The 25,623-nt window shown below is 73.7% G+C and carries 25 protein-coding genes, 1 tRNA gene and 1 pseudogene; 5 read left to right on the forward strand and 22 right to left on the reverse strand.

Translation table 11 applies throughout. From position 1 onward, the window contains the following. Nucleotides 1-41: 41 nt before the first annotated feature. The 8 genes from ABD811_RS10545 to ABD811_RS10580 form a co-directional block, all read right to left on the reverse strand. The gene (locus tag ABD811_RS10545) at nt 42-1,025 is read right to left on the reverse strand and encodes a CapA family protein (RefSeq protein ID WP_344944572.1); all 984 of its coding nucleotides are present in this window, start codon (nt 1,023-1,025) and stop codon (nt 42-44) included. Nucleotides 1,026-1,253: 228 nt separating this feature from the next. Next, nucleotides 1,254-2,864, reverse strand: coding sequence for a solute symporter family protein (locus ABD811_RS10550; protein WP_344944575.1), 1,611 nt, complete (start codon nt 2,862-2,864; stop codon nt 1,254-1,256). Beyond that, nucleotides 2,861-3,244, reverse strand: a complete 384-nt coding sequence (locus tag ABD811_RS10555; protein ID WP_344944578.1) for a DUF485 domain-containing protein — start codon at nt 3,242-3,244, stop codon at nt 2,861-2,863. Before ABD811_RS10555 ends, ABD811_RS10550 begins: the two co-directional genes overlap by 4 nt. Nucleotides 3,245-3,480: 236 nt before the next feature. After that, entirely contained in the window at nt 3,481-5,211 is a 1,731-nt protein-coding gene (locus tag ABD811_RS10560; RefSeq protein WP_344944581.1) for a sodium/solute symporter, read from the reverse strand. Then, a complete protein-coding gene (locus tag ABD811_RS10565) occupies nt 5,211-5,684 on the reverse strand; it encodes a DUF485 domain-containing protein (protein WP_344944584.1) in 474 nt (157 codons plus the stop codon). The genes ABD811_RS10560 and ABD811_RS10565 overlap by 1 nt, the downstream gene beginning before the upstream one ends. Beyond that, nucleotides 5,681-6,469, reverse strand: coding sequence for a LytR/AlgR family response regulator transcription factor (locus ABD811_RS10570; RefSeq protein ID WP_344944587.1), 789 nt, complete (start codon nt 6,467-6,469; stop codon nt 5,681-5,683). Before ABD811_RS10570 ends, ABD811_RS10565 begins: the two co-directional genes overlap by 4 nt. A gap of 53 nt (nt 6,470-6,522) precedes the next feature. Continuing rightward, entirely contained in the window at nt 6,523-7,773 is a 1,251-nt protein-coding gene (locus ABD811_RS10575) for a sensor histidine kinase (protein WP_344944590.1), read from the reverse strand. A gap of 19 nt (nt 7,774-7,792) precedes the next feature. Then, a complete protein-coding gene (locus tag ABD811_RS10580) occupies nt 7,793-8,737 on the reverse strand; it encodes a 2OG-Fe(II) oxygenase family protein (RefSeq protein ID WP_344944593.1) in 945 nt (314 codons plus the stop codon). A gap of 229 nt (nt 8,738-8,966) precedes the next feature. On the opposite strand from ABD811_RS10580, the gene ABD811_RS10585 reads away from it, so the two are divergent. Continuing rightward, nucleotides 8,967-9,797 (forward strand): metallophosphoesterase family protein, encoded by an 831-nt coding sequence (locus ABD811_RS10585; protein ID WP_344944596.1) that lies wholly within the window; start codon nt 8,967-8,969, stop codon nt 9,795-9,797. Here the strand turns inward: ABD811_RS10585 and ABD811_RS10590 are convergent. Beyond that, on the reverse strand, nt 9,794-10,063 hold the full coding sequence (locus tag ABD811_RS10590) for a DUF1876 domain-containing protein (RefSeq protein WP_344944598.1): 270 nt from the start codon (nt 10,061-10,063) through the stop codon (nt 9,794-9,796). The two genes, ABD811_RS10585 and ABD811_RS10590, sit on opposite strands and share 4 nt — an antisense overlap. 192 nt (nt 10,064-10,255) lie before the next feature. On the opposite strand from ABD811_RS10590, the gene ABD811_RS10595 reads away from it, so the two are divergent. Then, nucleotides 10,256-10,630, forward strand: a complete 375-nt coding sequence (locus ABD811_RS10595) for a helix-turn-helix transcriptional regulator (protein WP_344944645.1) — start codon at nt 10,256-10,258, stop codon at nt 10,628-10,630. Between the two features lie 9 nt (nt 10,631-10,639). Then, on the forward strand, nt 10,640-11,056 hold the full coding sequence (locus ABD811_RS10600; protein WP_344944600.1) for a VOC family protein: 417 nt from the start codon (nt 10,640-10,642) through the stop codon (nt 11,054-11,056). Between the two features lie 710 nt (nt 11,057-11,766). Here the strand turns inward: ABD811_RS10600 and ABD811_RS10605 are convergent. Next, nucleotides 11,767-11,839, reverse strand: a tRNA-Asn gene (locus ABD811_RS10605). 148 nt (nt 11,840-11,987) lie between these two features. Here ABD811_RS10605 and ABD811_RS10610 point away from each other — a divergent pair. Beyond that, complete coding sequence (locus ABD811_RS10610) at nt 11,988-12,287, forward strand: YtxH domain-containing protein (RefSeq protein WP_344944602.1); 300 nt, start codon at nt 11,988-11,990, stop codon at nt 12,285-12,287. A 14-nt stretch (nt 12,288-12,301) separates the two neighbouring features. On the opposite strand, the gene ABD811_RS10615 is transcribed toward ABD811_RS10610, so the two are convergent. The 9 genes from ABD811_RS10615 to ABD811_RS10655 all read right to left on the reverse strand — a co-directional run bounded on the left by ABD811_RS10615 (nt 12,302) and on the right by ABD811_RS10655 (nt 21,636). Beyond that, a complete protein-coding gene (locus ABD811_RS10615) occupies nt 12,302-12,817 on the reverse strand; it encodes a hypothetical protein (RefSeq protein WP_344944605.1) in 516 nt (171 codons plus the stop codon). A 25-nt stretch (nt 12,818-12,842) separates the two neighbouring features. Continuing rightward, on the reverse strand, nt 12,843-14,168 hold the full coding sequence (locus tag ABD811_RS10620) for an MGH1-like glycoside hydrolase domain-containing protein (RefSeq protein WP_344944608.1): 1,326 nt from the start codon (nt 14,166-14,168) through the stop codon (nt 12,843-12,845). A 161-nt stretch (nt 14,169-14,329) separates the two neighbouring features. Next, nucleotides 14,330-15,175 (reverse strand): HAD family hydrolase, encoded by an 846-nt coding sequence (locus tag ABD811_RS10625; RefSeq protein ID WP_344944610.1) that lies wholly within the window; start codon nt 15,173-15,175, stop codon nt 14,330-14,332. Beyond that, the gene (locus ABD811_RS10630) at nt 15,172-16,320 is read right to left on the reverse strand and encodes a cysteine protease StiP family protein (RefSeq protein ID WP_344944613.1); all 1,149 of its coding nucleotides are present in this window, start codon (nt 16,318-16,320) and stop codon (nt 15,172-15,174) included. The genes ABD811_RS10625 and ABD811_RS10630 overlap by 4 nt, the downstream gene beginning before the upstream one ends. Next, nucleotides 16,317-17,588 (reverse strand): phosphoribosyltransferase family protein, encoded by a 1,272-nt coding sequence (locus ABD811_RS10635; protein WP_344944616.1) that lies wholly within the window; start codon nt 17,586-17,588, stop codon nt 16,317-16,319. The genes ABD811_RS10630 and ABD811_RS10635 overlap by 4 nt, the downstream gene beginning before the upstream one ends. A gap of 95 nt (nt 17,589-17,683) precedes the next feature. Beyond that, complete coding sequence (locus ABD811_RS10640; protein ID WP_344944619.1) at nt 17,684-18,910, reverse strand: HpcH/HpaI aldolase/citrate lyase family protein; 1,227 nt, start codon at nt 18,908-18,910, stop codon at nt 17,684-17,686. A 284-nt stretch (nt 18,911-19,194) separates the two neighbouring features. Further along, a complete protein-coding gene (locus ABD811_RS10645; protein ID WP_344944622.1) occupies nt 19,195-19,773 on the reverse strand; it encodes a TerD family protein in 579 nt (192 codons plus the stop codon). Between the two features lie 90 nt (nt 19,774-19,863). After that, complete coding sequence (locus tag ABD811_RS10650; RefSeq protein ID WP_344944625.1) at nt 19,864-20,994, reverse strand: DUF475 domain-containing protein; 1,131 nt, start codon at nt 20,992-20,994, stop codon at nt 19,864-19,866. Nucleotides 20,995-21,057: 63 nt separating this feature from the next. Further along, nucleotides 21,058-21,636 carry a TerD family protein gene (locus ABD811_RS10655; protein WP_344944628.1) on the reverse strand — a complete coding sequence of 193 codons (579 nt, stop codon included), beginning with the start codon at nt 21,634-21,636 and terminating at the stop codon, nt 21,058-21,060. Nucleotides 21,637-22,029: 393 nt separating this feature from the next. On the opposite strand from ABD811_RS10655, the gene ABD811_RS10660 reads away from it, so the two are divergent. Then, nucleotides 22,030-23,274, forward strand: coding sequence for a coiled-coil domain-containing protein (locus tag ABD811_RS10660; RefSeq protein ID WP_344944631.1), 1,245 nt, complete (start codon nt 22,030-22,032; stop codon nt 23,272-23,274). Between the two features lie 43 nt (nt 23,275-23,317). Here the strand turns inward: ABD811_RS10660 and ABD811_RS10665 are convergent, their stop codons facing one another. The 3 genes and pseudogenes from ABD811_RS10665 to ABD811_RS10675 form a co-directional block, all read right to left on the reverse strand. Continuing rightward, nucleotides 23,318-23,776, reverse strand: coding sequence for a YbjQ family protein (locus ABD811_RS10665; protein ID WP_344944634.1), 459 nt, complete (start codon nt 23,774-23,776; stop codon nt 23,318-23,320). Nucleotides 23,777-23,898: 122 nt separating this feature from the next. Next, on the reverse strand, nt 23,899-25,011 hold the full coding sequence (gene rpoD / locus ABD811_RS10670) for an RNA polymerase sigma factor RpoD (protein ID WP_344944636.1): 1,113 nt from the start codon (nt 25,009-25,011) through the stop codon (nt 23,899-23,901). 105 nt (nt 25,012-25,116) lie between these two features. Next, nucleotides 25,117-25,623: pseudogene (locus ABD811_RS10675) on the reverse strand (DNA primase); the annotation flags it as partial.

Raw genomic sequence — 25,623 nt, forward strand, 5'->3', positions numbered from 1 at the left:
CGGCTTCGCCGCCCCCGCTCCCAGCAGCGTCAGCTCCATGATCAGCCCATGCGCACCACGAGCCGGCCGCCGTCCTCGGCGACCGGGGTGCCGAACTCGCGGCACGCCTCGGTGAACCGGCCGCCGATCCACCTGCGGTCGGCGCCCGCGGCCAGCCGCGTGCGCGCGAAGTACAGCCGCAGCGGCACCGCCTCCAGCCGCACGGGCGTCAGCCTCGCCGGCTCGCCGCGGCGTTCCAGCGTCACCAGGAACAGCAGCCCCAGGTCGTTGCGCAGCAGCCGGTCGACCACGTAGTCGTCGATGAAGTCGCCGAGGTCGAACAGCACGGGGCCCGCGACGCCCTGGAAGACGTGCGCGGACGTCCCGGCGACCAGGGTGGCGCCCGCTCCGGCCAGCGCGTCGGCCGCGCGCCGCACGTACCGCAGCGGCTCGGGCAGCATGTTCGGCCCCCAGTGCGGCATCACCAGCACAGCGTCGGCCTCCTCGCGCAGCGCGCGGACCGTGTCGACCAGCCGGCCCGGCGTCCCGGCGGCCAGGTCGGCGTACGCCACGCCGGGGCGGTGCGGCCCCGCCGCGAAGTCGGCCGGGTGGTCGGTGACGCCGATGACGGCGATCCGCGCGTCCCGGGCCTCCAGGAACACCGGGGCGCGGGCGTGCGCCTCGTCCTCGCCGGCACCGACCGCGGCGATGCCCGCCGCGGCCAGGTGCTCGCGGGTGTCGGCGAGCGCGTCGGCGCCGAAGTCCAGCGCGTGGTTGTTGGCGAGGTTGACGCAGTCGACGCCGAGATCGGTCAGCGACTCCACGGCGATCGGGGGCGCGCGGAAGTGGAACGCCTTGCCGGGCGCGGGCCACGGCCGTCCGCGCGCGGACACGCAGCACTCCAGGTTCAGCACCGCCAGGTCCGCCTCGGCGAAGGCCTCGCGCACCCCGTCGGAGAACAGCGCGTGCGGACCGGTCTCGGCGAGACGCTCCGCCACACCACGGCCGAGCATCGTGTCCCCGGCCAGCGCCACCGTGACCGCCATGCAGGTCCTCTACCCACCGGCGCCGGGTCAATCGTCCCCGCGCGAACGCCGGCCCCGCGCACGCCCCGGCCCCGCACGTGCCCTGCCCCGAGCATGGCCCGGCCCCGTCCTTGGGGGCGGTAAGGACGGGGCCGGGACCTGTCTCCGGGGCGGCGGGGCGGGGCGGGGCCGGTGCTCGGGCGGGGGGGAGCCGGCCCCTGCGTCCCCGGAGTTCGGAGGGGCGGACGCTCAGTGGTGTACGGCGCCTTCCGCGCCCGCCCCGGTCAGTGAACGCACCTCGATCTCGGCGTACTTGGCGTTGTTGTACTCCTTGCTCAGCACCGTGCCGAGCCAGCCGCACAGGAACCCGAACGGGATGGACACGATCCCCGGGTTCTCCAGCGGGAACCAGGCGAAGTCGGCGCCGGTGAACAGCGCGGTCTCCTTGCCGGACACCACCGGCGAGAACGTCACCAGGAACACCGCCGAGCCGAGCCCGCCGTAGATCGCCGCGACCGCGCCGGAGGTGTTGAACCGCTTCCAGAACAGGCTGTAGAGGATGGCGGGCAGGTTGCCGGACGCGGCGACCGCGAACGCCAGCGCCACCAGGAACGCCACGTTCAGCCGCTGCGCGTAGATGCCGAGCACGATCGACACCGCGCCGATGACCAGGGCGGCGATGCGGGCGACCCGCACCTCCTCGCGCTCGGTGGCCTTGCCCCGCTTGAACACGTGGGCGTACAGGTCGTGGGCGAAGGACGACGAGGACGCCAGCGTCAGCCCGGCCACCACCGCCAGGATCGTCGCGAACGCCACCGCCGCGATGACCGCCAGCAGGATCGTGCCGCCCGCGTCGCCGAACACCCGGTTGCCGATCTCCTGGGCCAGCTGGGGCGCGGCGGTGTTGCCCGCCGGGTTCTCCTTGCGGATGGCGTCGCTGCCCACCAGCGCGGCGGCGCCGAAGCCCAGCACCAGCGTCAGCAGGTAGAACACGCCGATGAGGCCGATGCCCCACAGCACCGACTTGCGGGCGTCGCGGGAGGTCGGGACGGTGTAGAAGCGGATGAGGATGTGCGGCAGGCCCGCGGTGCCCAGCACCAGCGCCAGGCCCAGGCTGATGAGGTCGAGCTTGCCGGTCAGGCCGGACGCCTCGGTGGCGTAGCGCAGGCCGGGCTCCAGGAACGCCTCGCCCTTGCCGCTCTGGTCGGCGGCGTCGCGCAGCAGCGTCGACAGGTTGAACCCGAACTTGCCCAGCACCAGCAGGGTGACCAGGGTGGCGCCGCCCATCAGCAGCACGGCCTTGACGATCTGCACCCAGGTGGTGCCCTTCATGCCGCCGACCGTCACGTAGATGATCATCAGCGCGCCGACCAGCACGATCGTGGCGTTCTTGGCGAAGTCGCTGGTGAACCCGAACAGCAGCGCCACCAGCGCGCCCGCGCCCACCATCTGCGCCAGCAGGTAGAAGATCGACACCGCGATCGTGGACACGCCCGCCGCGGTGCGCACCGGCCGCGGGCTCATCCGGAACGCCAGCACGTCGGCCATGGTGAACCGGCCCGAGTTGCGCAGCAGCTCGGCCACCAGCAGCAGCGCCACCAGCCAGGCCACCAGGAACCCGATCGAGTACAGGAACCCGTCGTACCCGTACAGCGCGATCAGGCCGGCGATGCCGAGGAACGAGGCGGCCGACATGTAGTCGCCGCCGATGGCCAGGCCGTTCTGGACGCCGGAGAACGAGCGTCCGCCCGCGTAGTAGTCGGTGGCGTCCTTGGTGTTGCGGCTGGCCCAGACGGTGATCGCCAGCGTCCCGGCGACGAACGTCAGGAACAGGATGACGGCGAGGGTCTCGTGGCTCATCGGTTCTCCTTCCCCGCGTCGCCGTCGGCGGCCGTGGCGGCGGCGCCGGCGTCGCGGTCGCCCTCCACCTCGGCGCGCAGCCGGTCGGCCAGCGGGTCGAGCTTGCGCTCGGCGTGCCGGGAGTACTGCCAGGCGATCAGGAACGTCGACACGAACTGCAGCAGGCCGAAGATCAGCGCGATGTTGATGAACCCGACGACCTTGGTGCCCATGAAGTCGCGCGCCCAGCCCGACAGCACCACGTACAGCAGGTACCAGGCGAGGAACGCGGCGGTCGCCGGGAAGGCGAACGCGCGGAACCGGCGCCGCAGCTCCTGGAAGTCCGGGCCCTGCTGGACGCGTTCGTAGACCGTGGAAGTGGGATGGTGCTCTACGGCCACTGATCCTCCTCGGCTGTGACGTCGGTCACGTCACGCTAGAGGTCGTCCGGCGATCGGACGAGACGGTGCGCGCCACCGTGCGGTCAGCTGCCGCTCGTGCGCGACGACCCGTCCGTCCTCGTCGGTGAACGGTCGATTTGGCGCGACGAACGGCATCCCGGCCGCGCCACCCGCCGAGCGCTTGTTCGCCCGTCTCCTCCGGTCATGTCCGTTCGGACGCCCGGGAGCGCGGGCCCTCAGACGCGCTTGGGCCGCCAGGTGCCGCGGTCGACGTTCAGCGACTCGGGGGTGTGCAGCCGCACCATCATGCGCGCCACGCCCGGCGGGACGCCCCGCGGCGTGGCCAGCGACACCCCGATCATGACGGCGAACGCGATCGGCACCGTCCAGGCGGCGGGCTGCGACAGCAGCGCGCCCGCCAGCCCCTCCGGCGCGCCCCCGGCGACCGTGACGACCACCGCCGTGCCCGCCAGCACTCCCCCGGTGACCAGCCCGGCCAGCGCGCCCGCCACCGTCAGCCGCCGCCACCAGATGCCCAGCACCAGCAGCGGGCAGAACGTGGACGCCGCGACCGCGAACGCCAGCCCCACCACGTCCGCCACCGCCAGCGACCGCGCCGCGACCGACAGCGCCAGCGGCACGGCCAGCGCCAGCAGCGTCGCCGCCCGGAACGAGCGCACGCCGCCGCGCAGGATGTCCTGCCCGAGCACCCCGGCCACCGACACCGTCAGCCCGGACGAGGTCGACAGGAACGCCGCCACCGCCCCGCCGGTCACCAGCGCGCCCAGCAGGTCGCCCGCCGGCCCGCCGAACACCCGTCCGGGCAGCGTCAGCACCACCGCGTCGGTTCGGCCGGTCATGAGCAGCTCGGGCGTGTAGAGACGGCCCAGCGCCCCGTACACCCCGGGCAGCAGGTAGAACGCGCCGAGCAGCGACAGCACCATGACGGTGGTGCGGCGCGCCGTCCGCCCGTCGGGGTTGGTGTAGAAGCGCACCAGCACGTGCGGCAGGCCCATCGTGCCGAGGAACGTGGCCAGGATCAGCGAGTACGTCGCGTACAGCGAGTGCTCGCGGCCGTCCAGCGGCATCGCCCACTGCCGGTCGGTGCGCGCGGGGATGTCCTCCACGTGCGGCACCACGGCGCCGCGCGGGAACGTCAGCGTGGTGTCGCGGCCGACCGCGTGCGGCCCCGGCGTCAGCGTCACCGCGGCGCCGTCGTGGGACCGGCCGTCCACCCGCCCGGTGGCCGTCACCGTCACCGGCGCGGCCACCTCGACGGTGACGGCGGCGCCGACGGTCACGGTGGTGCGCTCGGGAAAACGCGGCGCGGCGTCGCGGTCCAGGCCGGGCGCGCCGTCGAACCGCCACGCCAGCAGCAGGAACACCAGCGGCACGGCCAGCGCGGTCAGTTTCAGCCAGTATTGGAACGCCTGGACGAGCGTGATGCTGCGCATGCCGCCCGCCAGCACGTTCACCGCGACGACGACGGTGATCAGCAGCGGGCCGGCCCACACCGGCGCGCCCGCCACCGTCCGCAGCACCAGCCCGGCGCTCTGGAACTGCGGCATCATGTACAGCCAGCCGATCAGCACCACCAGCACGCTGGTGACGCGGCGCACCGCCATCGACTCCAGCCGCGCCTCGGCGAAGTCGGGCAGGGTGTAGGCGCCCGACCGGCGCAGCGGCGCCGACACCAGCACCAGCAGCACCAGGTAGCCGCCGGTCCAGCCGACCGGCAGCCACAGCATGTCGGCGCCGAACGCCAGGATCAGCCCGGCCACGCCCAGGAACGAGGCCGCCGACAGGTACTCCCCGCCGATCGCCGAGGCGTTGCGCAGCGGCGTCACCGTGCGGGACGCCACGTAGAAGTCGGAGGTGGTGCGGGAGATGCGCAGGCCGAGCGTGCCGATGAGCACGGTGGCCGCGACCACCACCGCGATCCCGGCCAGGCCGTAGGCGGGATTCATCACGGATTCCGGTCGGCCCAGGGGTTGTCGACCAGGTCGGCGAAGTCGCGCTCGTTGCGTTCGGCCTGCCGGACGTACCACCAGCCGCACGCCACGAACCACGGGTAGACCAGACCGCCCAGCAGCACCCACGCCAGCGGCAGGCCCGCCACCCGCTGGTCGCGCAGCTCCGGGAACAGCGCGAACAGCGCGGGGAGCCCGCCGACCACGACCGCCAGCACCGTGCACAGCCGCACCGCGAGCCGCAGCTGCGCCTGCACCAGCGAGCGCATGTACGCCTCGCCGAGCCCGGTCTGCTCGTCGATCTCGCGCGTCACCGGATGCCGCAGCCGCCGCGAGGCCCGGGCGCGCGGCCCGGTCACCCGCGTCCGCCCCGGCGCGGGCGCGTCGCCCTCCGCCTCGCCCGCGGGTCGGGGAGGCGTCGTCTCGCGCTCGTCGGTCCGGGCCGCGCCGCGCCCGTCCGGCTCGGTCATGTGGGCCGCCGGGCGTTGCGGACGAGCAGGTCGCGCAGCTCGCGCACGTGCCTGCGGCTCACCGGCAGCTCGGTGCCGCCGACCAGGATCGTGCAGCGGCCCGAGTCCAGCCGCAGCTCCTCGATGCCCGCCAGCGCCACCAGGTGGCTGCGGTGCACGCGCACGAACCCCGCGTCCCGCCACCGCTCCTCCAGCGCCGCCAGCGGGATGCGCACCAGGTGGCTGCCGTTCGGGGTGTGCAGGCGCGCGTAGTCTCCCTGCGCCTCCACGTACAGCACCTCGGCGGGCGCGACGAACCTGGTCACCCCCGCCAGCTCCACCGGCATCGGCTCCGGCTCGGGACGCGGCGCGTGCCCCTCGCCGCCCGCGGGCGCCCCCGGGCCGCCCGCGCCGGCCGGGCCGCCGCTCTGCGAGACGCGGCGGATCGCCTCGGCGAGCCGCTCCGGCCGCACCGGCTTGAGGATGTAGTCGGTCGCCTTGATCTCGAACGCGTCGACCGCGTGCTCCTCGAACGCTGTGACGAACACGATGTGCGGGGCGCGGGCGAACTGCGCCAGCACCCGCCCCAGCACCGTGCCGTCCAGCCCGGGCATGCGGATGTCGAGGAACACCGCGTCGACGGGACGGCCCTCGGCCAGCGCCCTGTCGAGGCAGCGCAGCGCGCCCGCCCCGTCCCGGGCGGTGTGCACGGTGCCGATGCGCGGGTCGGCCCGAAGCAGATGAACCAGATCGTCCAGGGCGGGCGCCTCGTCGTCCACCGCCAGGACGCGCAGGCCGCCCGGCACTCAGCCTCCCCGGTGTCGCACGTCACATCTCGGCGATATCGTAGAACGCCCTGTCAACCCGCTTCGGCGGGCTTCGGCCGGGTCTGTCCCTGCCAGGGGGCCGTGACGCCCGGCGCGTACTTGGGCACCCGCACCGTGACCTTCGTCCCGGCGCCGATGCCTGTGTCGACCTCCAGGCCGTAGCCGTCCCCGTACACCTGGCGGAGCCGCGCGTCGACGTTGGCCAGCCCGATGCCCGCCGCGTCCGGCGCCTCCCCGTCCACGGCGCCCGTCCCGCGTTCCCCGGCCAGGACGCGGCGCAGCGCCTCGGGGTCCATGCCGACGCCGTCGTCCTCCACGCTGATCACGCAGTCCGACCCGGCGTCCTCGGCCACGATCGTGATCCGTCCCGGCCCGGACCGGTCCTGCAGGCCGTGCCGGACGGCGTTCTCCACCAGCGGCTGCAGGCACAGGAACGGCACCGCCACCGGCAGCACCTCCTGCGCGATGCGCAGCGTCACCCGCAGGTCGTCGCCGAACCGGGCGCGCTGCAGCAGCAGGTACCGGTCGATCGAGCGCAGCTCCTCGGCCAGCGTGGTGAAGTCGCCGTGCCGCCGGAAGGAGTAGCGGGTGAAGTCGGCGAACTCCAGCAGCAGCTCGCGGGCCCGCTCGGGGTCGCTGCGCACGAACGCGGCGATCGTGGTCAGCGAGTTGTAGATGAAGTGCGGGGAGATCTGCGCCCGCAGCGCCCGCATCTCCGCCTCCATCAGCAGCGTCCGCGACCGGTCCAGCTCGGCCAGCTCCAGCTGGGCGTCCACCCACCGCGCCACCTCCTCGGCGGCGCGGATCAGCCCGGCGGGCACCTCCTCCCCGTAGACGGCCAGCGTGCCCACCACCCGGTCGTCGGTGGTCAGCGGCACCACCGCCGCGCGCCGCACCGGGCAGTCCAGGCGGCCGCAGTCCACGCCGTCCGGGCCGAGCACCCGCACCCGCCCGCCGTCCAGGGTGCCGGACGCGTGGTCGAGCGCCTGCTCGGCGTGGTGCTCGCCCGCCCCGTCCCAGGCCAGCACCCGCTCCCCGTCGGTGATCGCCAGCGCGGCCGAGCCGAGCAGGGCGCGCAGATGCCGCGCCGCCTTCTGCGCGCCCTGCCCGGTCAGCCCCGCGCGCAGCTCGGGGGCCGCGCGCGAGGCGGTGTGCAGGGTCTCGAACGTGGCGCGCTGCGCCGGGCCGCCCAGGTCGCCGCGGCGTCCCCGGGCCCGCCACCACAGCAGCACCGGCGCCCAGGTGAGCGTGAGAGCCGCGACCACCGCGATGACGACGTCCATGGCGCAACGCTAGCCCGGCTCACGGCACCGACGCGGCGTCGCGCAGCCGTCCGAGCACCTCCAGGCGGCCGTCCTCGCGGATCCGCCGCGTCGCCTCCCGCTCGGGGTAGGAGCGCATGAACGTCTTGGTCAGGTGCGTCCCGTAGTGCAGGCGGCCACCGCCCTTAAGGGGGCGCAGCTCGGCCTCGAAGCTGGGCTCGTGGAAGTAGGTCAGCGCGTACCGGTCCCGCTCCGCCGACGCGACCCGGTGCCACGTGGACGGCAGCACGCCCCCGGTGAGGAACCCCATGACCTCGCCGGGGAACACGGCCAGCGTGTACGGCTCGGGCCGCACGAACGACCACGCCTCGGCGCGCCCGTCCATGGGCCGCCGCACGTACAGCCCGCCCGTCTCGTCCAGCGCCGCCATCACCAGCAGGCCGTGCACCGGATGGGCGGCCGGGCCGCCCCCGGCGCGGGCGGGCAGGCGCAGCGCCCGCATGTGGTGCCAGCCGTCGGCGGTCAGCCGGGTCAGCTCGTCGGCGCACGGCAGGCCGAGACCCAGCGCGGCCAGCCGCAGCAGCCGGTCGCCGATGCCGCCGAGCTCGTCCATGAACGCCCGCATGGCCAGCCGGTACTCCAGGTCGGGCCACGGCACCGGACCGTGGCAGGGCCAGCGCTCGCGCACCCGGACGTCGCCCTCCGGCACGTCCTTGCAGACGGTGAACACCTCGGCGCCGTCGTCCCCCGAGGTGACGTAGCCGCTGTAGCTGAGCGGGCTGACGTGCCGCGCCTTGTACTCCAGCGGCATGGAGAAGAACCGCCGCGCCGCCGTGATCGCGGTGACGGTCCGCTGGGCCTGGACGGGGTCGACGGCGACCTGGACGACCCCGTCGCGCCGCCATGCGCCGATCAGGTCGTGGCCGAGCCGCACGTCGGACGGCTTGCCGCCGACCGACGCCGGTAGCAGGAACGTGGTGAGCATCTCGGGATCCTCTCTCGGGGCGGGGCCTGGGCGGGGTGCCCCCGAATCGCCCGTCCCGCATGCCATCTAGGCCGACCCGCCGCGCCGCGTCATCCGGTTCGGCGGGCGGATGCGGCCAGCGGACCCGCCCGGTCGGCCAGTGGCCGCGCGCCGTCCGCCCAGCGGCCCGATCCGTACGGCCAGCGGGCGGGACTTGATCGGCGCGCCGCGACCCCGTGAGATGGAATCCATGACCGGCAGACTGCTCGCCATCAGCGACGTGCACGTGGGGCATCCGGAGAACCGCGAACTGGTCGACGGCCTGCGTCCCGGGTCCCCCGACGACTGGCTGATCGTCGCGGGCGACGTCGCCGACCGCTTCGCCGACGTGCGCTGGGCCCTGGCCACCCTCCGCGACCGCTTCGCCAAGGTCATCTGGTGCCCCGGCAACCACGAGCTGTGGACGCCGCCGGGCGACCCCGTCGGGCTGCGCGGCGAGGAGCGCTACCACGCCCTCGTCGACATGTGCCGCGAACTCGACGTGACCACCCCCGAGGACCCCTACCCCCTCTGGCGGGGCGAGGGCGGCCCGGTGATCGTCGCGCCGCTGTTCCTGCTGTACGACTACACCTTCCGCCCGGAGGGCACGTCCACCAAACTGCAGGCCCTCAAGGCGGCCTACGAGGCGGGGGTCGTCTGCACCGACGAGAAGCTGCTGCACCCGGACCCGTACCCCACCCTGGACGCCTGGTGCCACGCCCGCCTGGCCGCGACCGAGAGGCGGCTGACCGGCCTGGACCACCCCACCGTCCTGATCAACCACTGGCCGCTGACCCGCCACCCCACCCGCGTCCTGTGGTACCCCGAGTTCGCCCTGTGGTGCGGCACCGAGCGCACGGCCGACTGGCACGTCCGGTTCCGTGCCGCCGCCGTCGTCTACGGCCACCTGCACATCCCCCGGACGATGTGGCACGACGGCGTGCGGTTCGAGGAGGTCTCGGTCGGCTACCCTCGGGAATGGCGGCCGCGTGGCACGGGCACCCCCGGCACCCGCCAGATCCTCCCCGAACCCGCCGCCTAGGTGGTGGGATACGCGGGGCCCGCCATCCGGGCGATGTCCTCGCCGGCCACCCCGCGCAGCCGGTCCGCCAGGTCGGTCAGCGCCCGGCTGGCGGCCAGCTCGTCCCCGATCTCGGGCACCGGCCGGTCGATCGGGTTGCGCCGCGCCTGCCCGTACCCCGTCACGGTGACGCTGCCCCCCGCGTTCAACACGGCCCGAGCCCGCGTCTCGGTGTCGTCGTCGCTCTCCCCGATGAAGATGTCGACGTTCCAGTGCTTGGCCTTCATCACGACCCCCCGCACAGACCGCCCCGCCGCCGCGGAACGCCACCCTTCTCAACTCGCATACCCACCCCGACCAGCCCAAAGCCGCCCACCACCCCCCAAACAAGCCCGATCCCGAGCACGGCACCCAGGCCGTGCCATGCTGGTCAGGTGACGCTCGAAGACCTGGTCCGGCTCCGCCGGGCCCGCGACCTGATGGACCGCGACTACGCCGAGCCCCTCGACGTCCCGGCGCTGGCGCGGGCGGCCCACATGTCGCCGGGCCACTTCTCGCGCAGCTTCCGCGCCGCCTTCGGCGAAACGCCGTACAGCTACCTGATGACGCGCCGGATCGAGCGGGCCAAGGCGCTGCTGCGGCGCGGCGACATGTCGGTGACGGAGGTCTGCTTCGCGGTCGGGTGCACGTCGCTGGGGTCGTTCAGCACGCGGTTCACCGAGCTGGTGGGCGAGAGCCCGAGCGCGTACCGGGCCCGCGCCCACGACCAGGGTGCGGCCATTCCGGCGTGCGTCGCGAAGATCTTCACGCGGCCGATCAGGAACGGAGAAGCGGGACGGGCCGCCCGCCCGTAGCGTGAACACATGGACATCAAGCTGTCACAGTGCTTCATCGCCGTGGACGACCACGACAAGGCGCTCGCCTTCTACCGGGACGTGCTCGGGTTCGAGGTCCGCAACGACGTCGGTTTCGAGGGGATGCGCTGGGTGACCGTCGGCTCGCCGTCGCAGCCCGACGTGGAGATCGTGCTGGAGCCGCCCATCGCCAACCCGAACGCCTCGCCGAGCGACAAGCAGGCCATGGCCGAGCTGCTGGCCAAGGGCATGCTGCACGGCGTGATCTTCTCGACCGACGACTGCGACGCCGCGTTCGAGCACATCCAGGCCTCAGGCGCCGAGGTCCTGCAGGAGCCGATCGACCAGCCGTACGGCGTCCGCGACTGCGCCTTCCGCGACCCCGCCGGCAACATGCTCCGCTTCGTACAACACCGCAACACCTGACCCCACCGCCACACCCACCAACGCGGCCGCGCCTCCCCCACCGAGGCACGCCACCGCTCCCCTCTCCGCACCCATTCCCCGGAAAATCAACGAACCCCAGCAAAGCCGCAACAAGCAGAAAATCCCAGTGGAGCCGCAGGGAGAAGATTCAGCCACACGCGACGAGCGCTCCACGCGAGCCGCACCCGGGGCGCTCCGCGAGCCGCTCACCCGAAAGATTGACCGGCCTGAGCGAAGTTGCGACAAAGCCACGACGAGCAAGGGGATCCTGTGGTCGAGCCGCAGGGAGAAGATCAGCCACACGCGACGAGCGCTCCACGCGAGCCGCACCCGGGGCGCTCCGCGAGCCGCTCACCCGAAAGATTGACCGGCCCGGGCGAAGTTGCGACAAAGCCACGACGAGCAAGGGGATCCTGCGCTGGAGCCGCAGGGAGAAGATCAGCCGGGCGTGGCGAGCGTTCCACGCGAGCCGCAGCCGGGAGGTTCCGCGAGCCGCTCACCCGGGAGATTGACGGGCCTGAGCGAAGTTGCGGCGAAGCCGCGACGAGTAAAGGGATCCTGCGGTGGAGCCGCAGGGGGGATCAGCCACACGCGGCGAGCGTTCTACGCGAGCCGCAGCGGGGGGTTCCGGGGGGTCGCCCCCCGGGGGATACGAAGGGAGCACCCCGAGCGAAAGTGCAGCGAAGCCGCACTGAGTAGGGGTGCCCCAGCTCCCGCGACTGGACTCGAACCAGTAACCTGCCGGTTAACAGCCGGACGCTCTGCCGATTGAGCTACGCGGGATCGTCCTGCCTTCCAGGGGGCTCCCCTGGTCGGCGCGTCTAGGTTAGCGCATTCGGGGACCTGTTCGCGCAGGCATATCCGGTGGGGAGACTGGGGCGGCCGTGGGCGGGTATGTCGTGCCACACGATCCTCTACACCGGGGGTGGGCATGAAGTACCGAGCGACCTTCATCGCGGGTGCCGCGGTCGGCTACGTCCTGGGCACCAGGGCTGGGCGCGAGCGGTACGAGCAGATCAAGCGGATGTCGCGGCGGCTGATGGAGAACCCGACCGTGCAGGAGACGGCGGGGGTGCTGCGGGCGCGCGGCGAGGAGCTGGCCGGGGCGGCCAAGGGCAAGGCCGGGGAGCTGGCCGGGGCCGCGCAGAAGCGGATTCCGGGGCAGCATCACGGCGCCGAGACGCCGGTGGAGTACCGCGATCCGCGGCAGGAGACGTCGGCGTCGCAGTGACGGCGCCGGGGGCGTCACAGGCCCGTCTGGCGGCGCAGGTCCTCCAGGATCTGCTCGGCTTGGGCGCGCAGGCCCGGGTCGGAGGGGTCGAGTCCGGCCTCGAAGACCATGGACCAGCGCACGTCGCCGCCGCCGGGCGGGCGCCGTCCGGCGATGCGGACGGATCCGCCGCCGGGCAGCCGGGCGTGTCGGCTGACCACGATGGTGGCGGTGACGCGTTCGCGGACGGTCTCGGGCACCGATCCGGGGTCGGGCAGCCGGACGCGGTACTCGGGGCCGCCGCCGGTGGTGTGGACGTGGAGGTGGCCGTCCTGCCAGGACGCCTGGTCGATGCGCTCCCACGGCAGCCGGTGGAAGCCGCCGGAGGCGGTCGGCAGGTGCAGGGCCGCGGACGTGGCGACGACGTACGAGCCGCCCCGGGTGGCCGCTGAGGCGAGGGGTCGTTCGCCGCGTTCCAGGGTGAGGGCGTCGCGGATCTCGGCGGGGAGGCGGCCCGGGCGGAGGGCGGCGGCCGTGCGGCGTAGGCGCATGATCCCACGGTAGGCGATCAGCGGCTCAGGCGGCGCGGGGTGCGCGGCGGGCGCCCAGGAGGTCCAGGACGAGGGCGGCCGACCAGCTGCAGTCGTGGCTGCCGCGGCCGGTGCCGTCGAACGGGTCGAAGTACTCGCGGAAGCCGGACTGGCGCACCAGCCGCATGGTGGCGCCGTAGAGCAGGTCGGCGACGACCGTGAGGCCGTGGCCGAGGGCGCCGTGCCACAGCAGCCAGTTGGTGTTGATCCAGGTGGGGCCGCGCCAGTAGCCGCCGCGGTCGAAGGAGGGCGCCTGGATGTCGCAGGTCGGCACGGGGTACCCGGCGGCCCCGGCGAAGCGGGCCGACAGCAGCAGGTCGACCAGGTCGCGGACGACGGGGCCGGGCAGGTCGGGGTCGAGCAGGGGGCCGAACGAGGCGACGGTGACGGCGGGCAGCAGCCGGCCGCCGCGCAGGTCGCGGGCGCGGAAGCAGCCGGTGTCGCCGTCCCACAGGCGGTCGAGCAGGGCGTGGTGGACGCGCTGGGCGGTCTCGCGGTGCGGCACCGGGTCCCCGCCGATGATCTCGGCCATCTCGGCGAGGGCGTGGGTGGAGGCCAGGTAGGTGGCGTTGACGAGGGGGTCCTCGACGGCGAAGGGGTGGGTGTCGCGCAGGTATTCGTCGCAGTATCCGGCGCCGCGCAGCAGGGTGACGAGCCGTACGTAGCGGTCGTAGTCCTCGCCGGTGGGCAGGGTGCGGGGGACGTGCTCGGGCGCGTACGCGACGGGCGGCAGTTGCAGGGCGCCGAGGGGCCCGTCCCAGGCGGGGCTGTTGTCCAGGCCCGATTCCCAGGGGTGGCAGATGGCGACGAGCCCTCCGGCCCCCAGGTCGCGGCAGCGGGCCAGATAGCGGTGCTGGGCGACGAGCATCGGGTAGAGGCGGGCGAGGAAGGCGCGGCTGCGGTCGGCGTCGGCGGGGCCCGCGCACTCGTGCAGGCGCAGGGCGGCCAGGGCGTGCAGCGGGGGGTGTGTGAGGCCGGACGTGGGGACGTCCCGGGGCGCGGCGTCCTGCAGGTCGCTGCGCCACAGGTCGGGCCCGGGGAAGTAGGCGTGCCGGGGCATCCGGGTGTTGAAGACGATGTGCGGCAGCAGCCCCGTGGCCCACTGGCCGCGGAACAACGACAGGAGTTCGCGTTCGGCGCGGTCGCGGCGGTGCCTGGCCAGGCCCATGCTGACGAACGCCGAGTCCCAGGCCCACTGGTGCGGGTACAGGGCGGGTGACGGGATGGTGCCCGTCCCCGTCCAGTTGGCGTCCAGCACCCGGGCCGCCGCCTTCCACAGCGTCGTCTCGTCGCCGGTCAACCGGGTGCCCATGAGCTAAGCGTGACCTCCCGATCGCGTTCTGGCCACCCGCGAAGGGGCCGCCGCGCCTCAACGCATCGAGGGATACCGCGATTGTGAACCTCCAACGCCGTCACGGCGACCCCCGGACGGATGAAGTTTCCCCCCATTCCGGCGGAGTGCACGGTGAACGATCACAAGGTGCGCCAGGGAGCGGACGGCCGGGGCTGCGGGCCGGCCGTGGCGCGGGCCAGGAGCCAGGCGGCGATCTCCTCGCCCGCGGCGATGCCCTGGGCGGCGGTCACGGTGGCGTGGGGGGCCGTCCAGCCGGTGTCGTGGAGTTCGCCGTGGGCGGGGCGGATCGCGGCGTCGGCGGCGTCCAGCAGTTCGGTGTCCAGGAGGGAGTCGCCGGCGGCCAGCATCGTCCCGGCGCCGACGCGGCGGGCGACCTCGGCGGCCGCGGCGGCCTTGGTGAGCGGCTCGGGCAGGCAGTAGATCTTGCGGCCCTGCAGGGACGTGCGCCAGCCGCGTCCGGCGCACCAGCCGGTGAGGTCGTCGAACCAGCCGGGCGGCAGGGCGGCCCGGTCCACCACCAGGTAGGCGAACAGGTCGGAGGCGACGCGCCGTTTCAGCACGAAGTCGCCGGCGGTGGCGGCGAGGTGGGCGCGGATCTCCGCCAGCGGGGCGCGTCCGTCGGCGACGCGGGCCCGTACGGCGGCGGCCCAGTCGGCGTCGTCCACGCCGTCCACGAGGATGTGGCCGCCGTTGGCGCAGATCGCGTACGCGGGCGGCTTGTCCAGCAGGTGGACGCGGGCGTACTGCTCGGGCGTGCGGGTCGTCACCGGGACGAGGGCGGCCGCGTCCGCCAGCGCCTCCAGGTCGCGGGCGGCGGTCTCGGTGACGTAGGACAGCGGGGCGCCCTGGTAGAGCTCCACGCACAGCAGGCGCGGCATGTCCGCGTCGCGGCCCCGCAGGCCGAGCGCGGCCGCCGAGTAGATCAGGGTGCGGTCCAGGTCGGAGCACACCAGGACGTCGTTCACTGGGCGCGTCCCTTCGCGAAGCGGGGGTGGATGAGGCCGACGCAGGCGTACGGGAGGGCCGCCGGGTCGACCTCGGCCACGGGGACGCCGCGTTCGGCGGCCAGCAGCCGGATGTGGTCCAGCTCGGCTCCGGCGTCGGCGCGCGCCAGGACCTTCCACGGGACGCGGCGCAGCAGCACCCGCGTGGTCTCCCCCACGCCCGGCTTGACGAGGTTGAGGTCGTCGACGCCGTGCTCGGCGCCGACGCGGCGGACCGCCTCCCAGCCCGACCAGTCGGCGGCGCGGCCGGCCGCGCGGTCGGCGGCGAGCGCCTCGGCGGCGTCCTTGGCCACGCGTTCGGCGACGTCGGGGAAGCGGGCGCACACCGCGTCCAGGAACACCGCCGACACGTCGTCGGCGGCGAGCTCGGCGTAGAACTTGGCGCCGTGGTAGTCGCCGGGGCCGATCAGCCGGTCGTTGAGGACGGTCCGGCTGACCAGGCCGGACACGGTGGAGTTCAGGCAGGCCGAGGGGACGAGGAAGTCGTCGCGGGTGCCGTGCAGGGGCGTGCAGCGGCCGGGGTCGGCGAGCACGGCCAGGTCGGCGGGGAAGCGGACGCCGGTGGCGGCGGCGTGCCCGTCGAGCGCGGCGGTCAGCTCGCGGAGGATCGCGCCCTTGCCCGTCCAGCCGTCCACGAACATGATCCGCGCCGGGTCGTGGTGCGCGGCCAGGTGGCGCAGGGCGACGGTGTCGATGCCGCGGCCGCGGACGATGCTGATCGCGTAGTGCGGCAGGTCCAGGCCGTGCGCGAACCGCGCCCAGCGCCGCGCCAGGATCCCGACCGGGGTGCCCGCGCGGGCCAGCGACACCAGTACCGCGTCGGGTCCGCGCGCGGCCAGCACCAGCTCGGTGACCAGCCCGACGGCGTGGGCGACGCGCTCGGCCGACTCCTCCAGGGCACGGTGGAACAGCCGCCGGTACTCGGGGCCGGGCTGGTACTCCACCGGCAGCGACTCGGCGTAGTGGGCGCGGCCCGCCTGGATCGCGGCCTCGCGTTCCTCGGTGGGGGCCTCCAGGCGGACGCCGGACAGGTCCTTCAGCAGCCAGGCCACGTCCTCGGCCGGGTAGCTGCCGAAGTCCGGGCCGTACAGGGGCGCGGGGGTCATCTGCTCTGCCTCCGATGGGCGGGGACGGTCACCAGCAGCACGTCGGCGATCTCGGCGAGGCGGCGCAGCAGCCCGGCGGCCAGAGCGGGGGTGTCGCCGGCGTCGTCGACGACCAGGACGATCGCGTCGAAGCCGCGCGCGACGTTGTAGGCGTAGCGTTCCCCGGGGCCGTCGGACGGGTCGTCGTGGGCGGGGAACACCAGCCGGGTGCGGATGGCGTAGCCGGGGTCGTCGACGGCCAGCACGGGCGAGCGCGTCGTGGTCGAGTAGCGGACGCTCAGGTCGGGCCGGGCGTCGGCGAGGGCCTCGGCCAGCCGCAGCGGCGCGTACATCAGTTCCTCGAAGCCCAGCACCAGCACGCGGCGCCGCCCGGCGGGCAGGGCGCGGGACAGGCGGCCGGCCATGGCGGGCAGCTCCTTGGCGAGCCGCCGGCCGTCGTCGGGCCCGAAGCCGTGCCGCCCGCCGTCGGGCAGGTCGTCCGGCCAGCCGATGTCGACGCGCCGCACGGCGTGCGCGGCGCCTCCTGTACGGCGCGCATCGTGCGACAGCGAGGCGACGAGGCGCTGCCCCGCCGGGAGGATGCCCGCGGGCAGTTCGACGCGTCCTGCGGCCAGTGAGACGGTCTCGATGCGGGCGTCCAGGTCGGCGGCGAGCTCTCGCGTCCTCGCCCGCGCGCGGTCGTCCCGCAGGTCGACCAGCGCGGCGACGATGTAGTGCCGCCGGGGCCGTACGGCGTGCAGCGCGCGGATGGTGTTGAGCGCCGTCGTGCCGGTGGACAGCTCGTCGTCGACCAGGACCACGGGGGCCTCACGGCCGAACGCGTCGGGATCCCCGGGCAGCATCAGGTGGCTGGTGGCGTGGCTGTGCTCCTCCTCGAACGCGCCGTAGGGGGTGAAGCCGGGGACGAGACGCCGCGTCGAGTGCAGGTAGTACGCGTCGCCCAGGGCGTCCGCGACCGCGTGCCCCAGGGCCGTGGCCGTTTCGGCGTATCCGAACACCACGGCCTGCACGGGCGCATGCGGCCCCTTGTGCGCGTCCCGCAACGCCGCGGCGGCCCCGTCCTGCTGGGAGAGCGCCTCCGCGAGCAGGGCGGCGCCCAACGGCTCGGGCCGCAGGCGCGCGCGCACGAGGCGTCCCAGCAGCAGCCCGGCCCCGTACACCAGTCGCGGATCGGTGGGCACGTGCTTGCCCAGGACGGACGACACCAGCAGATGCGCGCGACGCGGATTGCGGCGTACCGCCAACCCCACCAGGTCAGCCAGCCCCACTCCGGCCGGCCGCTCCCCGTCGACGAGCCGCACGCCCAGGCGCGCAGCGACCCACTCCCCGGGCCAGACGCGCCCGGGGCCCTCGCCCCCGGGGCTCACCGGCGGCCCGCCGCTTCCAGCAGTTCCACGAACGTGACGCCCTCGGCCGCCACCCCGAAAACACGCGCCCGCAGCATGAGCCGTTCGGCCCACGCCCGGTGCGGTTTGGCCTCGTTCATCTTGTTGGCGTAGGCGCTGGCCATCGCGCCGCCCCCGGCCACCCCGAGGATGTCGGCGGCGTCGCAGTACTCCTCGTGGGTGACGACCGACAGCGCGTGCACCGCCGCGACATGGCTGGGATGGATGACGGTCTTGCCGAGCAGCCCGTTGGCCTTGTCCAGGTGCACCTCGCGGATGAGCCCGTCCAGGTCGGAGGTGATGAGCCGCTCCCGCAGCGGGGCCGCGCGCTGCCGCTCGAACGGCGACTGCCGCAGCTGCGGCTTGAACATGCGCTCGCCCGCCGAGAAGTACTCCCACACCGGGCCGGTCACCACGTACCCGGTGCCGTCGGCGCGGCCCAGGATGTTGACGACGTCGGAGATGACGTCCGCGACCGGGCGGATGTCGTAGATGGTCAGGTCCGGGGGCCGGCGCAGCCCGTAGGCCGCCGACAGGTCGGTCGCGCCCAGCCGTACCGCCAGCACCCGGTCGCGGTGCTTGGCCAGCAGCCGCGCCACGTCCTGCAGCATGTCGGCGCGCGTCTCGCGGTGGATCGCCTCACGGCTCTCGATCACCGGCATGGCCAGCAGCCGCCGCCCGGTGCGGGCCGCGGTGTCCTCCAGCGCGTCCAGGAACGCGCCGCCGGCGGCCGCGGTGAACTTCGGCAGGACGAACCCGCTCACCAGGTCCGCGGCGGGGCCCAGCCGGTCGACCAGGTCGCCGATCTGCTCGGCCGTGCGCACCCGGACGAACAGCAGCGGGATGTCGGGGCCGCGGCGCGGCCGGCCGTTGCCGCGGCCGTGGGCGGCGTCTCCGGGCTCGTCGTCGGCCGCGCCCGGGTCGCGGTCGTACAGCTCCCGGAAGGCCCGGACGGCGTTGGCCTCCGCCGCGGCCACGTCGGCGTCGGCGATGGCGTCCTCCAGGCAGACCACCATGCTCGCCACGCCGCGCCGGGCCGCCTTGACGATGTCGCGCGCCAGGGACGGGCGCGTGGCCGGGCAGTACAGCGTGGCGCCGAGCGCGACCGCCAGCACGTCGGGGTCGTCGTGCCGGCCGAAGGGCCGGGGGTGCCGGTAGAACAGGTGCTTGCGATGCCCGATGTCGATGTGGTCGAAATGACGCACGCCGGGTCCTTCCCCATCGCCGAAAGGGCCCCGCCCTCGCCGTACCACGCCGCCGCATGGGCGCCGGCGGCCGGGCCTTGGGCCGCCGCCGTTTCGGACGCCCACGGACACTTCAGAGTATGTCCGCTAACGAGCGGAACCGCCGATACGTTCCCGTCCGTCCCGGCGCGGGCGTGAAACGCGCTCTCGGCGCGGCCGCGCGCATCGAACACAACGGCCGGGCGCGGCCGCCGTGAGACGGCGCGCGCCCGGCCCGTTGGTGTGCCCGTCGGTGTGCCCGTCCGTCACAGGTGGGCGGAGACCGCCGGGAGGAGGTGCTGGAAGGTGCGGCCGGTGGCGGTGGCACCGATCGCGGTCATCGCCCAGCCGCCGCCGTCCCGGGAGACCTTGGCCATGATCTGGGCGTTGTGCTGCCCGGAGCCGCTCAGCTCGTAGCGGGCGATCTCCTGGCCGGTGGTCTCGTCGACCAGGCGGCAGAAGGCGTTCTGGATCTGCGAGAAGTCCTGGCCGGTGAAGGAGTTGACGGTGAACACCAGCTGGGTGACGTTCGCCGGGACGGCGGTCAGGTCGACGTTGATGACCTCGTCGTCGCCCTCCCCCTCACCGGTCAGGTTGTCGCCCGTGTGCAGCACCGAGCCGTCCTTGCTGCGCAGCTGCCGGAACCAGACCGAGTCGGCCAGGTTCCCGGCGGCGTCGAACAGCAGGCAGGAGGCGTCCAGGTCGATGGACTGCGGCTTGGCGCGGCCGAACAGCCCCTTGCGGGGCGCCGCGTCCCAGCCCAGCCCCATCTTGACGCGGGTCAGACCGCCTCCCCCGGGTTTGGTCAGGGAGACCTTCTGCCCCTTCTGCAGCGAAATCGACATCATCGGCTCCTTCGCGTGAGCGGTGCGGGGTGCGGCTCGGACCTGTTGATCGGATCTGTTGATCGGCCCCTGGGTGGACGGAGCTGGTGGTCAGACCTGGCTGGAGTGCAGCTCCTTGTCCCCGCTCGGGCCGCCGGGCGCGGCGCCCGACTCCTCGCGCCGGTTGCGCAGGATCGAGGACAGGAACGCGGCGATGATCAGTCCGGCGCCCAGGCCGCCGGTGATCCACTCGGGCACGTGGTGGCCGATGCCGACCAGCATGCACACCGCCAGCGCGCCGATCGCCCAGTGCGCGCCGTGCTCCAGGTAGACGTACTCGTGCAGGGTGCCCTTGCGGACCAGGAACACCGTCAGCGACCGGATGTACATGGCGCCGATGCCCAGGCCCAGCGCGATCACGATCGGGTCGGTGCTGATGGCGAACGCGCCGATGACGCCGTCGAAGGAGAACGAGGCGTCCAGCACCTCCAGGTAGAGGAACAGGAAGAAGCCCGCCTTGCCGGTGGCCAGGGCGAGCTCGCTCGGGCCGCCGCGGCGCGCGGGCTCGGCCGCCCGCTCCCCGGCCTCGTCGTCCTCGTCGTCATCGTCGTCGACGCCGCCGGCCTCGGAGAACAGCTCGCCCAGCCCGTTGACCAGGATGTAGGTCAGCATGCCGAGCACTCCGGCGATCATCACGTCGCCCGGGTCGTCGGCGAAGTAGTTGGCGACCACCACCAGCGCGCCGCCCGCCACGACGACCGCGAGCTGGTTCAGCTTGCCGATGCGGGCCAGCGGGGCCTCCAGCCACGGCAGCCACTTCTCGGACCGCTCCTCGAAGACGAACTCCAGGAAGAGCATCATGAGGAACATGCCGCCGAACGCCGCGATCGTCGGGTAGGCGTCGCGCATCAGCTCGTGGTAGCGGTGCGAGTCGTTCAGCGCCAGGTCGAACGCCTCGATCGGGCCGAGCGAGGCGGTGATCCCCACGATGACCAGCGGGAACACCAGCCGCATGCCGAACACGGCGATGGCGATGCCGACGGTCAGGAAGATCTTCTGCCAGAACGGGCTCATCCGTTCCAGCACCTTGGCGTTGACGACGGCGTTGTCGAAGGACAGCGAGATCTCGAGTACGGCCAGCACGGCCACCAGCGCCAGGCCCACGCCGCCGTCGTACAGGAAGGCGACGATCAGGCCGAGGATCGTGACGGCGAAGGACCACCCGAAGGTGCGAAGAATCATGCGCGTATTTCTGCTCGTTGGGGGGAACCGACGATCGGAGCCGGGCCGGCCGCGGCCGGCGGCTCAGCCGACATTGACACCGAAGTCCATGGCGATCCCGGCCAGGCCGGAGGCGTACCCCTGACCGACGGCGCGGAACTTCCACTCGCCGCCGCGGCGGTACAGCTCGCCGAAGACCATGGCGGTCTCGGTGGAGGCGTCCTCGCTGAGGTCGAACCGCGCCAGCTCGTTGCCGTCGGCGCGGTTGACGATGCGGATGAAGGCGTTGCGGACCTGCCCGAAGCTCTGCCCCCGCGCGTCGGCCTCGTAGATCGACACCGGGAACACGATCCGCTCGCAGCCCGCCGGGACGGCCGACAGGTCGACGTTGATGACCTCGTCGTCGCCCTCCCCCTCACCGGTCAGGTTGTCCCCCGTGTGCTCCACCGAGCCGTCGGGGCTGCGCAGGTTGTTGAAGAAGACGAAGTGCTGGTCGGACAGCACCTTGCCGTCGGGCCCCAGCATCAGCGCGCTGGCGTCCAGGTCGAAGTCGGCGCCGGTGGTGGCCCGCACGTCCCAGCCCAGGCCCACGGCGACGGCGGTCAGGCTCGGCGCGGCCTTGGTCAGCGAGACGTTGCCGCCTTTGGCGAGTGACACACCCATGGTCGGTCCACTCCCTCGGAGACTCGTTGATCAGATTTCACGCCGAATTCCATGGCGCTGCCGGCCGCCGCGCAAGCGCCCGCCCGGCCGTGCGCGACCCGTGGTCCGCCGCGGCCCGGAGGGGCTCGCCGGACACCGTGGCCGCCGGGAGACCGCTCGAGAACGCGCTGCCGCCCCCGCTGCGACTGACGCCCACGGTGCCTCCATGATCGCTGGCTGCCGGCGCCGATGCGCGCCGCGCCGTCTCGACGCTTCGCTATACCGACGTTGGAGCGATGCTATCCGTTCCCCGTACGCCGGTCGGCCCCCAGGTTCCGGTGGGAACACAACGGGCGGAAGGTGTACGGGACGGGCGGCTGGGCGAGACTGGAGCGGAGCGAAGGGAGGGCACCGTTGCTGGGAGCGGGGGACGCCCGCCGGCGAGGCCGGGGCGCGCAGGCGGCGGACGCGGCGGCGGAGGCCAGGGACGCGGCCGCCACGGCGTTCTACGACATGGACCAGGCGCAGAAGTACGTCGAGGGCCGCGTGACGCTGTTCGCGGACCTGGACGGGGCGGCGGCCGCCCCGGTCCGGGCGGAGTTCGAGGGGCTGAGCCAGAACGCCGACGCCGCCGCCGTCGCCTACATCGGCGTCGTGGACGCGCACGACCTGACCGAGGACCGCACGCCCGCCGAGTACGACGCGGCCCGCCGCGCGTTCCTGGCCGTCACCGACCGGCTCAGGGAGGTCACCGGCCGGCTCAACGGGTTCGCCGAGCGGCTCGCGCCGCGGATGCGGCGCCTGGAGGCCGCGCTCGACCAGTTGCCGCCGCGGCTGACGGCTGCCCGCGACGCGGTCGCCGCCGCCGACGCGGCCGTGGCGCGGGCGCGCGAGGCGGGGTTCGACGCCGCCGAGCCGGAGGCGGAGCTGGCGCGGGCCCGCGAGGCGCTGGCGCTGGTGGGCTCGCAGGGGCTGGGCGGGCTCGGCCTGGCCGGGGCGATGGAGAAGGCCGAGGAGGTGCGGGAGATCGCCGACCGCGCCCGCGAGGCCGCCGAGGAGCTGCCCCGGCAGGCCGAGAAGGTGCGCAACGGCATCACCTCGGTGCGCACCCGGGTGGACGTGGTGGCGGGCCGGGTGGAGGCGGTGCGGCAGGCCATGCGGCAGTTGCTGCGCGGTTACTCGCAGGCCTGCTGGCAGGACCTGCGGGGCGCGCCGGAGGCGGTCGAGGCGGCCGTGGAGCGGGCCCGCGAACGGCTCGCCGAGGCGTCGGCGCACGCGGGCCGCGCCGAGTGGAGGCAGGCGCAGCAGGCGCTCACCGCCGCCCGCACCGAGCTGAACGCCGCCGACCGCCGCGCCGGGCAGGTGACGGGACGGGTGACGCAGCTGGAGGAGGCCGCCGCCGACCCCGGCAAGCCCGCCGACGCGGTGCGGTTCGCCGTCCGGGACGCCCAGCGGCTGGCCGTCGCCGCGCCGGGCGGCCCGGCGCCGCACCACGCCCGCGCGCTGGACGCCCTGGTCGAGCGTCTGGAGAAGGCCCCCGGCCTGCTGACCGGCGCCCACCCCGACTACTGGGGATACCTGCGGGAACTGGACTCGATCAAGACCGCGGCCGGCGACGTCGTCACCCGCATCCGCGCCGAACGCGCCGCCGGCGCCTGACCCGACGCCTGAAGCAGCGGCTGAGCCTGCGCGGCGCCGTGGGTCAGCGGGGACGGTCGTGGACGCCGATGGTGAGGTTGCGGGCGGCCATGGGCGGTCCGCCCGGCTGCGGGTCCCCGTACGGCGGCATGTGCGGCATGGCCGGGGACTGCTGCGCGGCGGCCTGGTCGCGCGGGGCGCCCGCGGCGGGCTCGGCCCACACGGCGGTGCCGTAGGCGCACACCTCGTGACCGCCTCCGGCCAGCGCGACGGAGTCCATCCGCATGCCCACCACCGCGTTGGCGCCCTTGCGGCGCGCGTCCTCGCCCAGACGCTCCATCGCCTGGCGGCGCAGCCCGGCCAGGCCCGCGCCCGGCTGCTCGCCCGTCACGCGGAAGGTGGCGCTGGCCCCGCCGGGCGCCGCGGCACGGCCCTGATCGGTCTGGACGGCGACCCCCATGACCTCGCCGAGCGCACCGCGGATCTCATGCCCGGCCAGCCCGTCAGTCGTCACGATCAGCATGGCTCCCACCGTAATCCACGAGACGGAAGAGTGGGAGGTTACGACCGTTCCGTCACATCCCTTGCCCCGGCGGGCCGGTGCCCGGGGCCGGAGGCGCCGCCCCGGCCCCGGACGCCGGCCGGTCAGTCCAGGTACTCGCGGAGCATCTGGGCGCGCGAGGGATGGCGCAGCTTGGCCAGGGTCTTGGACTCGATCTGCCGGATCCGTTCCCGGGTCACGCCGAACTCGCGGCCGACCTCCTCAAGGGTGCGGGGATGGCCGTCGGTCAGCCCGAAGCGCAGCTGGATGATGCGCTGCTCGCGGTCCGACAGCGTGCCCAGGATGTCCTCCAGCTGGTCCTGCAGCAGGATGAACGCCGCGGCCTCGATCGGCACCACGGCGTCGGCGTCCTCGATGAAGTCGCCGAGGTCGGAGTCCTCCTCCCCGATGGGCGACTGCAGGGACACCGGCTCCTGGGCGATGCGCTGGATCTCCACCACGCGGGCGGGCGGCAGCCCCATCTCCCGGCCGATCTCCTCGGGGGCGGGTTCGCGGCCGAGGTCCTGGTGCAGCTGGCGCTGCACGCGGACCAGCTTGTTGATGGTCTCCACCATGTGCACCGGGATCCGGATGGTCCGGGCCTGGTCGGCGATGGCGCGGGTGATCGCCTGGCGGATCCACCAGGTGGCGTAGGTCGAGAACTTGAACCCCTTTGTGTAGTCGAATTTCTCGACCGCGCGGATCAGTCCGAGATTTCCCTCCTGGATCAGGTCGAGGAACAGCATGCCCCGGCCGACGTAGCGCTTGGCGATGGACACCACCAGGCGCAGGTTGGCCTCGATCAGGCGTTGCTTCGCCCGCGCCCCCTCGCGGGCGAGCAGTTCGAGATCGAGCCGTTCCATCGGGGAGAGGATGGCGGTGTGCCGCAGCTTCTCCTCGGCGAACAGGCCCGCCTCGATCGATTTCGCGAGTTCGACTTCATCTTCTGCCGTGAGCAGCGGTACGCGACCGATTTCCCGCAGGTAGATCCGAACCAGGTCGCTCGTCGGCGCCCGCTTGCCGAGGTCTCCCTCATCCGCTCGCGTGACGTCCTCGGTCTCCTGCGGAGACTCGAGGACCTCTACCCCCTGCTCTGCGAGCATCCGGACGACCCGTTCCAGGGAGTCGTCCGGCAAGTCCGAGCGATCGAGAGCGGCGGCGACGTCGTCGACCGTCACACCGCCGCGCTCTCTGCCGCGCGCGACGAGGTCCGCCACCTGGTCAACCGATGGCGCCTCGCTTGGCAGCACCGAAGGGCCCACGGTGACAGTCTGCGGTACGAAGGGCCTAGATCACAGGACCCATTTTTGCGGTCCCGTGACTCACTGGGAGCCAAGGCCGCGCTCGCGCAACTCCCGTCTCTGCTGCTCAAGCGCGACAAGATCGCCGAACAGCCGGTTGTACTCCTCGACCTGCTCGGCCGGATTCAGCCGCGCGAGTTTAGATTTGGCATCGGCGATCATGCGCGTGACCTGGCGTTCCTGGATTCGGGCCAGGAGGTCTGCGGCGTATCGGTCGTCCGAATCACCGGCGAAGAGAACAGGTTCCACCGCCAGCCGGGTGACCAGCTCCCTGACCTGCTCGTTCGGCGCGTGCTCGCGCAGCAGACCGACCCATTCGGCGGCGCTCACCGGCGCGGTCACGCCGCCCGCGGCCGCGATGACCTGCCGCACCGCCGCGTGCGGCGGCGCCAGGAAGTCCTCGGCGGGGATCTGGTCGAACTGCGGGCCGAGCACGGCCGGCCGCTGCACCGCCAGCTTCAAAAGCTCGCGCTCGCGCTGCACCTCGGGGTCGTTCGGGTCGTGCGACGGCCGCCGCGGCGCCGCCGG

This window comes from Actinomadura miaoliensis (assembly GCF_039536785.1).
Classification (GTDB): domain Bacteria; phylum Actinomycetota; class Actinomycetes; order Streptosporangiales; family Streptosporangiaceae; genus Spirillospora; species Spirillospora miaoliensis.

What these genes read in the sequence shown, in the direction of transcription:
- ABD811_RS10630 (WP_344944613.1), bottom strand. Translation starts at nt 16,320, where the DNA reads ATGACCCCCGCGCCCCTGTACGGCCCGGACTTCGGCAGCTACCCGGCC.
- ABD811_RS10565 (WP_344944584.1), bottom strand. Translation starts at nt 5,684, where the DNA reads ATGACCGAGCCGGACGGGCGCGGCGCGGCCCGGACCGACGAGCGCGAG.
- ABD811_RS10655 (WP_344944628.1), bottom strand. Translation starts at nt 21,636, where the DNA reads ATGGGTGTGTCACTCGCCAAAGGCGGCAACGTCTCGCTGACCAAGGCC.
- ABD811_RS10545 (WP_344944572.1), bottom strand. Translation starts at nt 1,025, where the DNA reads ATGGCGGTCACGGTGGCGCTGGCCGGGGACACGATGCTCGGCCGTGGT.
- ABD811_RS10590 (WP_344944598.1), bottom strand. Translation starts at nt 10,063, where the DNA reads ATGAAGGCCAAGCACTGGAACGTCGACATCTTCATCGGGGAGAGCGAC.
- ABD811_RS10585 (WP_344944596.1), top strand. Translation starts at nt 8,967, where the DNA reads ATGACCGGCAGACTGCTCGCCATCAGCGACGTGCACGTGGGGCATCCG.
- ABD811_RS10615 (WP_344944605.1), bottom strand. Translation starts at nt 12,817, where the DNA reads ATGCGCCTACGCCGCACGGCCGCCGCCCTCCGCCCGGGCCGCCTCCCC.
- ABD811_RS10575 (WP_344944590.1), bottom strand. Translation starts at nt 7,773, where the DNA reads ATGGACGTCGTCATCGCGGTGGTCGCGGCTCTCACGCTCACCTGGGCG.
- ABD811_RS10650 (WP_344944625.1), bottom strand. Translation starts at nt 20,994, where the DNA reads ATGATTCTTCGCACCTTCGGGTGGTCCTTCGCCGTCACGATCCTCGGC.
- ABD811_RS10580 (WP_344944593.1), bottom strand. Translation starts at nt 8,737, where the DNA reads ATGCTCACCACGTTCCTGCTACCGGCGTCGGTCGGCGGCAAGCCGTCC.
- ABD811_RS10610 (WP_344944602.1), top strand. Translation starts at nt 11,988, where the DNA reads ATGAAGTACCGAGCGACCTTCATCGCGGGTGCCGCGGTCGGCTACGTC.
- ABD811_RS10560 (WP_344944581.1), bottom strand. Translation starts at nt 5,211, where the DNA reads ATGAATCCCGCCTACGGCCTGGCCGGGATCGCGGTGGTGGTCGCGGCC.
- ABD811_RS10550 (WP_344944575.1), bottom strand. Translation starts at nt 2,864, where the DNA reads ATGAGCCACGAGACCCTCGCCGTCATCCTGTTCCTGACGTTCGTCGCC.
- ABD811_RS10645 (WP_344944622.1), bottom strand. Translation starts at nt 19,773, where the DNA reads ATGTCGATTTCGCTGCAGAAGGGGCAGAAGGTCTCCCTGACCAAACCC.
- ABD811_RS10595 (WP_344944645.1), top strand. Translation starts at nt 10,256, where the DNA reads ATGGACCGCGACTACGCCGAGCCCCTCGACGTCCCGGCGCTGGCGCGG.
- ABD811_RS10665 (WP_344944634.1), bottom strand. Translation starts at nt 23,776, where the DNA reads ATGCTGATCGTGACGACTGACGGGCTGGCCGGGCATGAGATCCGCGGT.
- ABD811_RS10600 (WP_344944600.1), top strand. Translation starts at nt 10,640, where the DNA reads ATGGACATCAAGCTGTCACAGTGCTTCATCGCCGTGGACGACCACGAC.
- ABD811_RS10620 (WP_344944608.1), bottom strand. Translation starts at nt 14,168, where the DNA reads ATGGGCACCCGGTTGACCGGCGACGAGACGACGCTGTGGAAGGCGGCG.